Below are 14,143 nucleotides of genomic sequence, written 5' to 3'. Positions count from 1 at the left end.
GTGGTCACCTCCCGTTGCGGTTGAAGTCGTTGGTGTAGAGGGTTTCGAGGTGGACCCGGCCGCGGTCGACGTCCCCGCGCTGGGCCAGCCAGTCGATCCAGAGCTGGAGCTCCTTGTCCGTGATGCGCCCGCCGGGCTCCGCCACGCCGTACGACCTCCAGTAGCGCAGGGCGCCGGCATCCTCGTTCCTCCTCCGCTTGCCGACGATCTCCGTCATCCGGGCGACGACCTCGTGGCGCGGGGTGGCGCGCGACCAGTCGAGTGCCCGGCCGACGCCGGTGACGAAGGTCCGTACCGTGTCGGGGTTCTGCTTGATGAAGCGTTCGGTCATGACGTACGTCCCGGCGCTGAAGGAGCCCAGGAGCTGGTGGTCGGTGAACAGCGGCCGCAGCCCTCCGTCGGCGAGGGCCTTGTCCCGCAGCACCCCGCCGAGCACGGCGACGTCGATCTGCTTCTGCCGCAGGGACTGTTCGGTGTTCACGGGAGGTACGACGAGGGGCTCGACCTTGTCGGCGTCCGCGGCGGACAGGCCGCCCCGCTGGAGGTAGATGTCGAGCATGGCCTCGGAGTGCGCGCCGAGGGTGTTCATGCCGACTTTCTTGCCGATGAGGTCGCGGGCGGAGCGAATGGGGCTGCCGGCGAGGACGTAGTACCCGCTGTAGGCGTCCTTGTCGGAGCCGTAGTAGCTGATGACCGCCTTGATCGGCGCGCCGCTCGCGGCCAGCTTGACCACCGCGCCGTTGAACGCGCCGCCGAAGTCGGTCTGGCCGGTGGCCGCCGACTGGATGTCCTGCGGGCCGCTGATGGTGTTGCCGACCCATTCCAGCTTCACGTCCTCCAGATAGCCGAGGTCCTCGGCGAGTTCGGCGGGGGTGACCTGGCGGGTCCAGCCCTGGTAGCGGAGTGTCCTGGTGCCGCCCTTGGCGGAGCCGCCGCTGCCCGCGGCCGTGCCGCAGCCGACCGCGACGGCCGAGAGGCCGAGCAGGGCGAGGAACTGGCGTCGGTTCGTCGGGGACAACGTGCTCATCGGAACGTCCTGTTCAGAGGGGACGAGGGGCGGGGGCGAGCGCGCACGAACCCGTCCTCGGCGTGGAGGAACGCGACGGATTTCGCGGCAGAGATGACGACCGCCGAATTCCGGAGAATGTCAGAGACAGCGGAAAGGGCGGCGAAAGGCGGGGGACGACGGGGGCAGCGGCCTGTGACGTGCCCGCCGACGGTCGTCTAACAGTCGCAGCAGAACGCACAGAGAGCGTCGGCGTGCGGCCGGAGACCGAGGTGCAGCCACGTGCTGGAGTTCGGTGACTGGCTCACGCCACAGAGGCTGGCAGCGGGAATCGGCCACGTCAATGCGAGAAACGGTCCCGTCTCATATTCCGAATTCCCGACATACGCTCGAAGCGTTCCGTTCATTTTCCGCCTCGCGCGTGGTGGCGCTCGACATGGAACTGCACCGCGCTGAGCACGGTGGTGACGGCGATGCGCCGGTCCGGAAGCCGGGCCGTGGTTGACGAGCAGTACGAAGTAATGCTCAATTGGGCGCATGAATGCCGAGCAGCGCCTGGTCACGCGCCACCACATCGACTTCGGTCGGGTGTGGTCCGCGGCGTGTTGCGCCTGACGCGGCAGCGGGCCGTCTGACCGGCCCCTCCGTCCCTCGGTGACCTCGTCGCGGGCCGAGTTCCTGCGCCCGAGGCTCGTGAACCTGCCCCTGCCCCGGCGTCGTCGCACCTGCACACCCCGGATTCCCCGCCCTCAAGCGAGCCGTCGCACCGGCCGCGCCGAGGGCTGCCCTGCTCCGCCGTGCCCGGCCCGCGCCACCGCACCCCGGCACGGAACAAAGGACTCGAGGAAAGGCCATCTCCCATGCCCGTGGAGTTCCTTGGCATTGCCGCCACCAACGACGGTTCCGAGACCGTCCCGCGCTCCGGCGCCGCCTTCGACAAGGAGTACACACTCCGGCTCGCCCGGGCGCACGAGGACCACGGCTGGGACCGGGTGCTGTTCGCCTACAGCTCCGGCGCGCCCGACCCCGCCCCGGCCGCCGCCTACCTCGCGAGCCGGCTGGAGAACCTCCAGATCCTGCTCGCCCACCGGCCCAACGTCTCGTACCCCACCTTCGCCGCGAAGACCTTCGCCACCCTCGACCAGATCAGCGACGGCCGGCTGACCGTGCACTTCATCACCGGCGGCAGCGACCACGAGCAGGGCCGCGAGGGCGACACGCTCACCAAGGACGAGCGCTACGCCCGCACCCGCGAGTACATCCGGATCGTCAAGAAGATCTGGACCACCCACGAGCCCTTCGACCACGAGGGCGAGCACTACCGCTTCCACGACTTCGTCAGCGACGTCTTCCCGGTGCAGCAGCCCCGCCCCGGCGTGTCGTTCGGCGGATCGTCCGCTGCCGCGTACGCCGCCGGCGGCGCCGAGGCCGACGTCTACTGCCTGTGGGGCGAACCCCTGGCCAGGACCGCCGAGCAGATCGAGGCCGTGAAGGCCGCCGCGAAGGCGGCGGGCCGCACCGAGGCGCCCCGTATCCAGGTGGCGTTCCGCCCGATCATCGCCCCGACCGAGGAACTGGCCTGGGAGAAGGCTCACCGCATCCTCGGTGCCATCCGGGAGCAGGATGCGGCAAGGCTCAGGCGGCGCCACCGCACCGGCGCCCCGGAGAACGCCGGCTCGCAGCGGCTGCTCGCCATCGCCGAGGCGGGGGAGCGCTACGACCGCGCCCTGTGGACCCCGACCGCAGCGGCCACCGGCGGGGCGGGCAACTCCAACGCCCTGGTCGGCACCCCGGAGACGGTCGCCCAGGCGCTGCTCGACTACTACGACCTCGGCGTCGACATCCTCTCCGCCCGCGGCTACGACCTCCTGGACTACGCCATCGACTTCGGCCGGCACGTGATCCCGATCGTCCGCGAGGAGGTCGCCAAGCGCGACGCCGAGCGGGCGACGCGCGGCAGCCTCGCGGCGGTGAGGTGATGACACGCGCGTGACACGCGCGCGGTGGTATTCATTGCCCCGTCCACCTTGCATTCCCTGCACCATTGAATGTGGTGCATGGAACGCAAGGTGGACGGAACGTCCTGACTTGCGATCAGGATCCGGGAGTGCTGGTCTGGAAGAGGTGGGGGACAAACGGCACTCACCCGCCTGAATACGTGGCGTGAGCAGGGCGAGGGGTCGACGGTCTCGGCCGGACGCCGAAGCGATACCTCCGTCGCAGTCATCCGCAGATCCGATGCGGTGCGATCACCGGACGCCCCGTGCTGCCTCGCCACGGGGAGGTTCGCCATGTCACACGCCTCTGCTGTCGGCCGCCCCCTACGCCAGATCATGGCGCTGCTCGTGACCGCCGCCCTGACGCTCTCGCTCTCGGCCGTGATCACGGTCACCTCGGCGAAAGACGCAGCCGCCCTGTGCTCCGCCAACCGATTCAACGGAAAATGGCGCTCGTCCGACCCGAGGCTGAAGCGTATTGACGTATGGCAGGGAGAGGACTGCCACCTTTACGCCAGGGCCTGGTCCGTCTGCGAACACGACAAGTCACTCATCTGCAGTTGGGGAAACCGGAGGATGGGCGACAGCCCCGATCCGAACTTCCAGTTCTTCTACTACAACTGGAGCAACGCCAACGAGGTGCTGCAGCTGCGGATGAAGGACACGTCCCACATCTCGGTATGGGACCGCACCGACTTCAACGACGGCACGAACCAGACCATCTCGGTGACGATGTACAAGAGCGGCTGAGCACCCGCCCAGCCCCGGCCGGCGCCGGCGCCCCCTCTCACGTTCGGCGGGCCGGCGCCGTCGACCGCGGTGCACCGGCCGCCGGCCGAGCCGGCGACCGCCGCCGCCGAGCCGGGGCTCAGTGGTTGAAGGTCAGACGCGGTGCCGCGTTGCGGGCGAGCGAGTGGGCCTGGTCGGGCCACCAGGTGCCCGCGGGCGGGTCGACGATGCCGTACTCGGGATCGACCGTGCCGCCGGTGTTGCGCGTGCAGCTGCCGTCCGACTCGCCGGGGATCTTGATCCACAGGTAGGCGTCGACCAGCGGGACACCGGTGTCGGCGGTGGGGCGCGGGCCGAGGCCGCGGCCGGGTGCGTTGCACCAGATCTCCGGGTCCCCGCTGTACTTGCCGGGCTCCGGGGTCCAGGCGCCCAGACCGTTGCGGCTGGTGTCGATGACGAAGTGGTGCAGCTCGTCGCTCGACGGGTTCCCCACGGTCCGGTCGAACCAGGCGTCGGTCCAGCGCCAGGTGGCGGGATCGGCGGAGTCGACGGCGTTGCCGGGGAGTCCGTCGTTGGGGGCGGCGGACGAGTAGTACTGGGAGGCGCACCAGTCGGTGTGGCCGCGTGCCTCCTCGGGGCCCTCGGTGGCGAACCACATGCACTTCGCTATCCAGGTGCCGTACCTGGCGTTGTGCTCGGTGGGGTGGGTGTTGGACACGTTGAGGGAGAAGCCGTCGGCGTACCCGACGCCGGCGTCGAGCAGCCGCCGGGCCATGTCGCCGACGGGCCGCCACAGGACGTTGCCCGCGTCCAGGTAGACCGCGGTGCGAGCCCTGGACTTGATGGTCCTGACCGCGTACGCGAGATCGGCGATGCGGGCCGTCGTGCGTTCGCCGTTCGGGTCCACGTCAGGCCCGCACTCCCTGGGGAGGAGGGCCAGGCCGTCGGGCTCGACCACGACGACCGCCTTGCTGTCGCCGATGCCGGCGGCGAAGGCGTCGATCCACTGCCGGTAGGCGGCGGAGGAGGCGGCGCCGCCGCTGGAGTACTGGGAGCAGTCCCGGCCCGGTACGTTGTAGGCGACCAGGACGGGGGTCCGGTGCACCGCCCCGGCCTTGCGGACGAGACCGCTGACCTTGACCCGTACCTCGTCAGGGGTGCCCTCGGTGAACCACTCCGCCTGTGGCCAGCTCGCGAGCTCGGCCATGTTCACGGCGTTCGCGAAGTCGCCGTTCCCGAGGTCGGCGAGAGCCTGCTTGGCGGCCTTGCTGTGCGGGTCCACGTAGAACCGGGTGGTCGGGGTGATCCCGTCCCCGGTGGGGGCGGCCTGCGCCTGGCCCTGCGCCGCGGTGAGGGCGGCACAGGCAGCGAGCGCCGCGAGGGCGGCGGTCGCGCGCCGCCTCAGGCTGAGTGGCTTCATGATGCTCCTGGTCGAAAGGTGGGGGACAGGCAGGTCGGCGGTTCCTGTGGCCCGGTCGCGGGGCGGGGCGGTGCCGGGCCACGGGAGTCCGAGCTCAGTAGCCGTAGATCATCTTGTAGGCGACCTCGGGGAGGAACTGTCCGGCCGAGGACCCCGCGCCGACGCCGCAGTCGCCGTCGGACTCGCCCGGCGCCTTGATCCACAGCAGCATCTCGGCGCCGCCTCCCAGCTGCGTGGGGGTGCCGATGCGCCGGCCCGCCGCGTTGCACCACTCGCCGTTGGCGCCGTTGCCGTTCCGGCTCGTGTCGACGACGAACGGCTTGGTGTAGCCGTAGCGGGCGGCCAGTTCGCTGTTGACGGAGTTGCCGTAGGCGGTGTTCTGGGCGGTGGTGTAGTAGTTGGAGATGTTCAGGGAGAAGCCGTGGGCCTGCTGGAGGCCGGCTTCGTGGAGGCGCTGGGCCATCGTCGCCGGGCTCACCCAGCCGGGGTTGCCGGCGTCGAGGTAGACCCAGGTGTTGGGCGCCTGGCGGTTGAACTCGGTGACGGCTCCGCTGATCATGCCCTGGCGTTCGCGGATCTGCGCCTGGTTCATGCAGCCGTAGTCCGCGATGGAGTCCGGTTCGAGGACGACGACGGCCGGACGGCTCGCGATCCCGCCGGCGAACTGCGCGATCCAGGTGGCGTAGGCGGACGGGGAGGAGGCGCCGCCGCCGGACTGCCCGCCGCAGTAGTCGCGGTGGTAGATGTTGTACGCGACGAGGACCGGCAGCTTGTCCGAGTAGTCCGCCGCCCCCACGTACGCACCGGTGGCGGTGCCGATGGTGCCGCTCCAGGAGCCGAACCAGTGGGCCATGGGGGTGTTGGCGAGGGACGCGTTGATCGCGGGCGCCCGGCCGTCGCCGGGGTTGGCGGCGACCCACTGCTTCGCGCTGGAGTTCGGGTCCACATAGAACCCGCTGGTCATGGCGGTCGGGTCCGCCGCGTGCGCGGACGGCGCGACGGCGAGCGCCAAGGGCAGTGCGGAAAGGGCTGCCACGAGCGTGCGGATCCTGCGGCGCATGAATGTACCTCGGCTTCCTGACGGCTGACGCGCCGCACGCTCTCGTACGGAGCGGGCGGTGCACGGGGACCTCGGACCTGCGGAGTTGCGTGGAAGCGCTCCCACTGGAAGCGATCCCAGTCCTCACTCCGTATGCCTGGGGTTGTGGCCGGTATCGTGTGACGCGCTGTTCGGCCTGTCAAGTGGGCGTGTTTAACCGGCACTTCACATGACGACACCAAGGCTTTACAGTCCTGGAACTGGAAGCGCTTCCAGTCTTCCAGGCGTTCAGACCGTGACGGGAAGGCAGCTCATGGCTGAAGGTGTGCCACGCCGGCAGTCGACACTCGACGAAGTGGCCGAACTGGCCGGTGTCTCACGGTCGGTGGCCTCGCGGGTGCTCAACAACGCCCCGCACGTCAGCCGCGCCAAACGCGATGCCGTCGAACGGGCGGTCCAGCAACTCGGCTACGTGCCGAACCCGACCGCACGCGCCCTGGCGACCCGGCAGACCGGAGCGGCCGCGCTGGTCGTCTCGGGAGAGGAACCGTCCATCTTCGCGGATCCTTTCTTCGCCCAGGTGATCGTGGGGGCCTCGGCCGCCCTGGAAGACGCCGACCTGCACCTGATGCTGTGCCTGGCCGCCTCCGATCGGGGGCGCAGGCGAGTGGAGCAGCTTCTGCGGTCCAGGAGGGCCGACGGTGTGATGCTGATGGCGCTGCGTGAGAACGATCCGCTGGCCCGCACGGCCCTGGAGGCGGAGATGCCCGTCGTGTTCGGCGGGCGCCCGCTCGGTCTGGACCCCAGGTGGTACGTGGACGTCGACAACGCCGGCGGCGCGCGTGCGGCGACCGAGCACCTGATCTCGGCCGGCCGGAGCCGTGTGGCCACGATCTGCGGACGGCTGGACACCGAGGTCGGGCGCGCCCGGTACCGCGGCTACCGGGATGCCGTGCTGGCGGCGGGCCTCGAACCGTACCCGCCGGAAGCCGGTGACTTCACCGAGCGCAGCGGAGCCGACGCCATGGCCGCCCTGCTGGCGAACCACCCTGAGGTGGACGGGGTGTTCGCCGCCGGCGACAACATGGGCGTCGGCGCGCTGCGCACGCTGCGACAGGCCGGCCGGGCGGTCCCCGGTGACGTCGCCGTGGTCGGTTTCGACGACCTGGCCGTGGCCCGGCTGGCCGATCCGCCGCTGACCACGGTGCACCAACCCATAGAGGGCCTCGGACGGGAGATGGCGCGCATGCTCGTCGCGCTCATCAACGGACAGGACCCCACTCCGCTGATCCTGCCCACGCGCCTGGTCACCCGCGCCAGCGCCTGACGGTCTGCGCTCCCACCCGGCGCCGCAGCGGCCACCTCCCGGCCCCGCGCGACGAGCCGGGGCGTCCGCGCCCCTCGGCGGCTCGGCCGTGGAGGCACCTCGTACCTCCACGGCCTTGCCGCTCATGCGGTCCGCAGTGTGTCAGGTGCGGTTCCAGCGCTGGTTGTCGCCGCCCCAGCAGGAGTAGAGCTGGATCAGGGTGCCGTTGGCGGTGCCGTTGGCGGCGGCGTCGAGGCAGAGGCCGGACTGGACGCCGACGATGGACCCGTCGGAGTTCAGACGCCACTTCTGGTTGTCGCCGCCCCAGCAGCTGTAGATCTGCACCTTGGCGCCGTTGCCGGTGCCGGCGGCGTCCAGGCACTTGTCGCCGTAGACCCTGAGCTCGCCCGCGGCGGTGTAGGCCCACTGCTGGTTGGTGCGGTTGTTGCAGTCCCACAGGTTGAGCTGGGTGCCGTCGGTGGTGGCGGCGCCGGGCACGTCCAGGCAGCGGCCCGAAGCGACGCCCCTGATCGGGCCGGAACCGGGCGTGGGGGTGGGGGAGACGGCGTTGAGCGCGTTGAGGACTGAGGTGTAGGCGGGCTTCTTGCTGCCGTCACCGTTGAACAGCAGCGGCGTCTGGTCCGCTCGCCAGGAGTCGGTGTCGCGCACGCCCCAGACGGTGATGCCGAGGCAGCGCGGGACGGCCAGGCAGTCGTTCGTCACGCTGGCGTAGGTCGTGGCCGAGGCGCCCTGGATGTCGAGTTCGGTGACGGCCACGTCGACGCCGAGGGCGGCGAAGCTCTGCAGGGTGGTGCGGAAGTTGCTGTTGTACGGGCTGTCGTTGTTGAAGTGCGACTGGAAGCCGACGCAGTCGATCGGCACGCCGCGCTGCTTGAAGTCCCGCACCATGGCGTACACGGCCTGGGTCTTGGCCCAGGTCCAGTTCTCGATGTTGTAGTCGTTGTAGCAGAGCTTGGCGGCGGGGTCGGCGGCGCGCGCGGTGCGGAAGGCGACCTCGATCCAGTCGTTGCCGGTGCGCTGCAGGTTCGAGTCGCGCCGGGCGCCCGAGGTGCCGTCGGCGAAGGCCTCGTTCACGACGTCCCACTGGGCGAGCTTGCCCTTGTAGTGGGCCATCACGCCGTTGATGTGGTTGATCATCGCCTGGCGCAGCGTGCTGCCGCTGAGGTTCTGCATCCAGCCGGGCTGCTGGGAGTGCCAGGCCAGGGTGTGGCCGCGCACCTGCTTGCCGTTCTGCACCGCCCAGTTGTAGACGCGGTCTCCGGCGGTGAAGTTGAACTGGCCCTGCTGGGGCTCGGTGGCGTCGATCTTCATCTCGTTCTCGGGCGTCACCGAGTTGAACTCGCGGGCCGCGATCGACGTGTACGCCGAGTCGCCGAGCCGGCCCGAGGCGATGGCGGTCCCGAAGTAGCGGCCGCTCTGCGCCGCCGCGCCGCCGAGCGTGCTCTCGGCGGCGTGTGAGGTCGACGGTGCCACCAGCACGGCGGCCGAACCCAGGGCGCCGACGAGCAGGGTCGTACACAGTCCGCCGATCTTCCGGCGGACGGTGAGGGGAATGGCGTTCAACTGCATGGCTGAGCCTCCAGGTCGGAATTGCGGAAGGATTGGAGCGCGGCAAAGCAGGCGCTGGATCTGAACCGCGGCTCCAGTGGAGAGATCCCGCCATAAGCGAGTGTTCTGTTCGGCTCGCCTTTCCGGGACGCCGAATTCCGTCGTCCCGGAGAGGTCAGGCGGTTCTCATCGGCTCGGGTACGTGATGTCGAACCTCGTGAAGTGGGCTTGGTTGGCGGAGGGGCGGCCGTCGGAGGTGGCGTAGAGGCCGAGCTGGACGCTGGTGAACACCGGGGTGAGGAAGGTGGCTTCGACGGTGGTCAGGTCCTGCCAGGCGCCGCCGGGTGCCGCGTGGGTGAAGGTGTGACTGAAGCCGCGGATGCGGACCCCCAGGCGAACGGGGCCCGGGGGGACGGGTACGCGGGCCAGGACCTCGGGGCCGCGGCGAAGGCTGAGTCCTTCCGTGGTGCGCAGGAGGAGGAGATGGGTGTCCTCGTCGAGGACCACGGCGAGCCCTGCCTGTTCGCCCGGTGCGGCGGGGGTGAAGTGCAGTTCGGTGGACACGTCGCAGTCGGGCTGTTCCTGGGGGCGGGCCAGGAGGGACGGGGTGGTGCGTTCGCCGAGGCGTTCGGGGCGGAGCCGGAGGCGGAGCCCGTCGCCCACGGTCCAGAACCGCGAGCGGGGGGTGCGCAGGGTGCTCCAGTCGGCGGAGAGGGCGGCGAAGTCGTCGTGGACGGCGCGGCTGCGGCCGGTGTGGACGACGGGGGAGAAGGACGGCCGGCCGTCGTTCCAGGTGACCCGGCTCAGGAACGTCTCGCGGCCGATGCCGGAACCCGGGCGGACGCCCAGGAGGACGGCCCGCCAGTCGCCGTTCGGGGTCCGGACGAGGTCGGCGTGCCCGGTGCAGGTGACCGGACCCGTGGCGGGAGGCAGCACCGGGTTGTCGGGGGCGCCCTTGTAGGGGCCGGTCACGTGGTCGGCGCGGGCGGCCACCACGCTGTGGTCCTCGGCCGTGCCGCCCTCGGCGGTGAGCAGGAGATAGCCGTCGTCGATCTTGTAGAGATGCGGGGCTTCCGACCATCGGGCGCCCGGATGGCTTCCCGACCACAGGACGTACTCGGGTCCCGTGAGCCGTCGCTCATGGGGAAGGTATTCGCGCATCCAGATCTCGGTGTGGCCGGCGGCCTCGTCCAGCACACGGGAGGCGGTGAACCAGGCCCGACCGTCGCCGTCCGGCTCGTCGTCGAAGAACAGCGACGGGTCGAAACCCTCGCCCTCCAGCCAGTGCGGCTCCGACCACGGTCCCGCCGGGTCGGTCGCCGTGACGACGAAATGGCCGGGGCCGTCCATCAGCGTGCAGACGAGGTGGAAGACCCCGTCATGGTGCCGGATCGTCGGTGCGAACAGGCCGCGGGAAGGCTCGCATCCGTCGAGGTCGAGCTGGGACGGCCGGTCGAGCGCGGAGCCGAGACGCCGCCAGTTCACGAGATCGCGGCTGTGGAACACGGGAAGGCCCGGGAACCATTCGAAGCTGGACGTCACCAGGTAGTAGTCCGCTCCCACTCGGCAGACGGACGGGTCGGGCCGGAACCCGGGCAGCACGGGAGCACCGAACGGCGTGCTCATGAGACCGGGACGATGTCGACCGGCACGGACAGCACCCGGTCGGCCGCCGGGTGACGCACGGGGCCGTGCAGAGTGAAGGAGCCCTGGAGCGGAAGGTCGCCGCTGGACCGTCCGACGGCCACGCCGATCTCCCCGGGTTCCACTCTTCTGCGCAGGTCGAGCCCGGTGAACGACGTCCGGTCGGCATGGACGGAGAACGTGACCCGGGCGGCCGCGCCCGGCTCCAGTTCGACCCGGCCGAATCCGGCGAGCCACCGCTCAGGCCGGACGACGGACGCCACGGGGTCCGAGAGGTACAGCTGGACCACCTCGGTCCCGGCCGTCTCTCCGACGTTGCGTACGGTGACCGAGACGGTGACGACCCCGTCCGTCGGCGCCGAGGGATCGACCGAGAGGTCCGAGCAGGTGAACCGGGTCCAGCTCAGCCCGTGTCCGAAGGGGAACAGCGGGGTCGGGTCCACCGAGCTCCAGTCGGTGTGTCCGCCGAGCCTGGAGTGCAGGTACGTGCCCGGCTGGCCGCCGGGCTTGCGGGGGATGGAGACGGGCAGCCGCCCGGACGGTTCCGCGGCCCCGCTGATGATCCGGGCCAGCGCCGTCCCGCCCTCCTCGCCGGGGAAGAACGCCTGTATCACGGCCGACGCGCGTTCGGCCAGCGAGCCGAGCGCGTAGGGTCGTCCGGAGACCAGGACCAGGACGGTCGGCACTCCGGAGTCCAGCACGGCGGAGGCGAGCGCGGCCTGGTCGCCGGGCAGGTCGAGGGTCTCGGCGTCGCAGCCCTCTCCGGAGGTGCCCCGGCCGAACATGCCGGCCCGGTCGCCGAGCACCAGCACGTTCACATCCGGATCGTCCGCGGTGACCGTGAACCCGGCGTCGGTGAGCGCTTCGCCCAGCGTCGGGATCTCGAGCCCGAGGTCGCCGGGCAGCGCGACGTGGTTGGGGAAGGAGTAGCAGCCGAGGAAGGACTGGGGGTCGTCGGCGTACGGGCCGCTGATCGCGACCCGGCACGGGCGCAGCGGCAGGGTGCCGTCGTTGGCGAGCAGCACGGTGGACCGTTCGGCCAGGAGTCTGGCCAGTGCCCGGTTCTCCGGCGGGTCGAGGTCGACCGGCTCGGGCTTGACGGGCTCCCAGTCGGGGTCGAGCAGGCCGAGTTCGGCCTTCTGGAGCAGTACGCGTTCCGCGGCCCGGTCGACGAGCGCTTCGGGAACGCTTCCTGAGCGCACCAGTTCGGTCAGCGGCTCGCCGTAGCAGCGGGCCGTGGGCAGCTCGACGTCGATGCCGGCGGTCAGCGCCAGTGCGCCGGCCGCGCCGCGCGATCCGGCGACGCCGTGCCGGGTCTCCAGGAAGGAGACGGAGTAGTAGTCGGCGACGACGACGCCTCCGAAACCGAGTTCACCCCTGAGCCGTTCGGTCAGCAGCCGTTCGTCGGCGGCCACCGGGACGCCGTCCACGTCGGTGTAGCTGTTCATCACCGACCGGGCGCCTCCCTCGCGCAGTGCCCGTACGAAGGGCTCCACCAGCACGTCGGCGAACTCGCGGGGCCCCGAGGCGACGGGTGCCATGTTCCGGCCGCCGCGCGAGGCCGAGTACCCGGCGAAGTGCTTGAGCGTCGCGACGATGCCGGCGCCTTCCAGGCCCTGCACGTAGGCGGTGCCGATCGCTCCGACGAGATAGGGGTCCTCGCCGATGCACTCCTCGGTCCTGCCCCACCGGTAGTCGCGCACCACGTCGAGCACCGGAGCCAGCCCCTGGTGGACGCCGACCCGCCGCATCCCCGTGCCGATGGCGGCGGCCATCCGGCGCACCAGCCCGGGATCGAAGGAAGCGCCCCAGGCCAGCGGCCCGGGGAAGACCGTCGCTCCGAACGTCATGAACCCGGTCAGGCACTCCTCGTGAGCGACCGCCGGGATCCCGAACCGGCCGGCTTCGGTCACCTGCCGCTGGAGCGAGGCGAGCCGCTCCATTCCGCTCTCCGCGGTGATCGGCGCGGTGCCGTACACCCGGGTGAGCTGGCCGAGCCCGTGGACGACGATGTCGTCGAAGCCGGGCGGGGACTCGCCGGAATCGTCCTCCATCGGCGCGACAGGTGCTCCCGGATTCGAGGGCAACGCCCAGAAGCCGGCGAGTTGTCCCGCCTTCTCCTCCAGCGTCATCCGGGCCAGCAGATCGGCGACTCGCACGGACGCGGGGAGGAGGGGGTCACGCCAGGGCTCGGTCAAGGGGGTCTCCTAGGGACGAGGTGGGGCGGTGGAGAGGCGGACCTTGAGTTCGGTCGAGAGCTCCATCCGCGGGCTGACCAGGGGCTGGTCCTCCAGAAGCTGGAACAGTGTGCGGGCGGCGACCCGGCCCATCTCCTCCAGCGGCTGGCGTACCGTCGTCAGCGGTGGTGACAGCCATTCGCACATCGGCAGGTCGTCGAAGCCGACCACGCTGAGGTCCTGCGGGATGCGCAGTCCGTTCTGGCGGGCGGCTTCGTAGACGCCCATCGCCTGCTGGTCGCTGCCGGCGAAGATGGCGGTCGGCGGCTCGGGAAGGGCGAGCAGCTCCCGGGCGCACCGGAACCCGCCCTCGTGCTGGAAGTCGCCGAACCGGATCAGGTCGCGGTCGACCTCGATCCCGGCCTGCTCCAGAGCGGTCCGGTACCCGTCGATGCGGGCCCGGCTGCAGAGCATCTCCTTGCGTCCGCCGATCGTGGCGATCCGGCGATGCCCCAGCTCCAGCAGGTGCTCGGTGGCGGCGAGGCCGCCGGCCCAGTTGGTCGCTCCGACGCTCGGCACGCCGTTGCCCGGCAGGTCGATCGGGTCGATGACGACCAGTGCCACCCCCGCCCGTTCGACCTGGTCGCGCTGGGCCTGGGTGACCGAGGCGGTGACGAGGATGACGCCGTCACTGTGGTGCAGGACCGGCAGTGCGGCCCAACTGGACGGCGTGGCCTCGCCCGGCGGCACGAGCGACACGACGGTGCCGACGCTCCGCTGGGCGCACTCGGCCTCGACACCGCGCAGTATCTCCACCGCCCACGCGCTGTCCAGACCGCCGATGATCAGGTCGACGAGGCCCGATCTGCGGGCTCTGCCCTGCCGGCCGGGTGGGAGGTAGTTGTGGGCTTGCAGCAGGCCCTCGATCCGCTCGCGTGTCGAGGGTGCGACATCGGAACGGCCGTTGATCACCTTGGACACGGTGGCCTGGGAGACCCCTGCCTCCGCGGCGATGACGGCCAGGGTGGGGCGCTGCTCACTCAACTTCTCTCCTCTGCGCGGATGCCTCCGGCCGGCGACAGATATCGCAAACTTTCGATGAGTCTCTGGGCGGCCCGACCAGCTTGTCAAGCCTGCGAACAACCGCTGTCCGTAGATAAATTGACGCGGGGTCTTGACCGGGAAGGCTCACGTTCCTAGTTTGTGGCAACGCAGAATTCGAGAGTATTTCGAAAAATTTTCGGGCGCATATCGGC

Annotated in this window: 10 protein-coding genes; 3 read left to right on the top strand and 7 right to left on the bottom strand. The window is 70.6% G+C overall.

Features of this window, described 5'->3' with window-relative positions:
- Nucleotides 1-4: 4 nt before the first annotated feature.
- Nucleotides 5-1,027, bottom strand: coding sequence for an ABC transporter substrate-binding protein (locus ACWEV0_RS09865; protein ID WP_453148030.1), 1,023 nt, complete (start codon nt 1,025-1,027; stop codon nt 5-7).
- An 839-nt stretch (nt 1,028-1,866) separates the two neighbouring features.
- On the opposite strand from ACWEV0_RS09865, the gene ACWEV0_RS09860 reads away from it, so the two are divergent.
- Together ACWEV0_RS09860 and ACWEV0_RS09855 are read left to right on the top strand one after the other, a co-directional pair.
- Nucleotides 1,867-2,985, top strand: coding sequence for an LLM class flavin-dependent oxidoreductase (locus ACWEV0_RS09860; RefSeq protein ID WP_453148029.1), 1,119 nt, complete (start codon nt 1,867-1,869; stop codon nt 2,983-2,985).
- Nucleotides 2,986-3,297: 312 nt separating this feature from the next.
- Nucleotides 3,298-3,753 (top strand): hypothetical protein, encoded by a 456-nt coding sequence (locus ACWEV0_RS09855; protein ID WP_453148028.1) that lies wholly within the window; start codon nt 3,298-3,300, stop codon nt 3,751-3,753.
- A 118-nt stretch (nt 3,754-3,871) separates the two neighbouring features.
- Here ACWEV0_RS09855 and ACWEV0_RS09850 read toward each other — a convergent pair whose 3' ends face one another.
- The gene (locus ACWEV0_RS09850; RefSeq protein WP_453148026.1) at nt 3,872-5,152 is read right to left on the bottom strand and encodes a glycoside hydrolase family 6 protein; all 1,281 of its coding nucleotides are present in this window, start codon (nt 5,150-5,152) and stop codon (nt 3,872-3,874) included.
- 94 nt (nt 5,153-5,246) lie between these two features.
- Nucleotides 5,247-6,212 carry a glycoside hydrolase family 6 protein gene (locus ACWEV0_RS09845; protein ID WP_453148024.1) on the bottom strand — a complete coding sequence of 322 codons (966 nt, stop codon included), beginning with the start codon at nt 6,210-6,212 and terminating at the stop codon, nt 5,247-5,249.
- A 292-nt stretch (nt 6,213-6,504) separates the two neighbouring features.
- Here ACWEV0_RS09845 and ACWEV0_RS09840 point away from each other — a divergent pair, with 292 nt between their 5' ends.
- Nucleotides 6,505-7,518 carry a LacI family DNA-binding transcriptional regulator gene (locus ACWEV0_RS09840; RefSeq protein WP_453148022.1) on the top strand — a complete coding sequence of 338 codons (1,014 nt, stop codon included), beginning with the start codon at nt 6,505-6,507 and terminating at the stop codon, nt 7,516-7,518.
- 141 nt (nt 7,519-7,659) lie between these two features.
- Here ACWEV0_RS09840 and ACWEV0_RS09835 read toward each other — a convergent pair whose 3' ends face one another.
- The 4 genes from ACWEV0_RS09835 to ACWEV0_RS09820 form a co-directional block, all read right to left on the bottom strand.
- Nucleotides 7,660-9,087 carry an endo-1,4-beta-xylanase gene (locus ACWEV0_RS09835; protein ID WP_453148020.1) on the bottom strand — a complete coding sequence of 476 codons (1,428 nt, stop codon included), beginning with the start codon at nt 9,085-9,087 and terminating at the stop codon, nt 7,660-7,662.
- A 165-nt stretch (nt 9,088-9,252) separates the two neighbouring features.
- Nucleotides 9,253-10,692 (bottom strand): family 43 glycosylhydrolase, encoded by a 1,440-nt coding sequence (locus tag ACWEV0_RS09830; protein ID WP_453148018.1) that lies wholly within the window; start codon nt 10,690-10,692, stop codon nt 9,253-9,255.
- Nucleotides 10,689-12,908 (bottom strand): glycoside hydrolase family 3 N-terminal domain-containing protein, encoded by a 2,220-nt coding sequence (locus tag ACWEV0_RS09825; RefSeq protein ID WP_453148016.1) that lies wholly within the window; start codon nt 12,906-12,908, stop codon nt 10,689-10,691. The genes ACWEV0_RS09830 and ACWEV0_RS09825 overlap by 4 nt, the downstream gene beginning before the upstream one ends.
- A 9-nt stretch (nt 12,909-12,917) precedes the next feature.
- Nucleotides 12,918-13,931 carry a LacI family DNA-binding transcriptional regulator gene (locus tag ACWEV0_RS09820; RefSeq protein ID WP_453148015.1) on the bottom strand — a complete coding sequence of 338 codons (1,014 nt, stop codon included), beginning with the start codon at nt 13,929-13,931 and terminating at the stop codon, nt 12,918-12,920.
- Nucleotides 13,932-14,143: the final 212 nt, after the last annotated feature.

This window comes from Streptomyces sp. NPDC003943 (assembly GCF_053605265.1).
Note: the sequence above shows the minus strand (reverse complement) of the source record. Positions and strands in the feature narration are given on the sequence as shown.

Excerpts from the sequence above, each read along its gene's own strand:
- ACWEV0_RS09845 (WP_453148024.1), bottom strand. The coding sequence starts at position 6,212 with ATGCGCCGCAGGATCCGCACGCTCGTGGCAGCCCTTTCCGCACTGCCC.
- ACWEV0_RS09835 (WP_453148020.1), bottom strand. The coding sequence starts at position 9,087 with ATGCAGTTGAACGCCATTCCCCTCACCGTCCGCCGGAAGATCGGCGGA.
- ACWEV0_RS09830 (WP_453148018.1), bottom strand. The coding sequence starts at position 10,692 with ATGAGCACGCCGTTCGGTGCTCCCGTGCTGCCCGGGTTCCGGCCCGAC.
- ACWEV0_RS09850 (WP_453148026.1), bottom strand. The coding sequence starts at position 5,152 with ATGAAGCCACTCAGCCTGAGGCGGCGCGCGACCGCCGCCCTCGCGGCG.
- ACWEV0_RS09860 (WP_453148029.1), top strand. The coding sequence starts at position 1,867 with ATGCCCGTGGAGTTCCTTGGCATTGCCGCCACCAACGACGGTTCCGAG.
- ACWEV0_RS09865 (WP_453148030.1), bottom strand. The coding sequence starts at position 1,027 with ATGAGCACGTTGTCCCCGACGAACCGACGCCAGTTCCTCGCCCTGCTC.
- ACWEV0_RS09855 (WP_453148028.1), top strand. The coding sequence starts at position 3,298 with ATGTCACACGCCTCTGCTGTCGGCCGCCCCCTACGCCAGATCATGGCG.
- ACWEV0_RS09840 (WP_453148022.1), top strand. The coding sequence starts at position 6,505 with ATGGCTGAAGGTGTGCCACGCCGGCAGTCGACACTCGACGAAGTGGCC.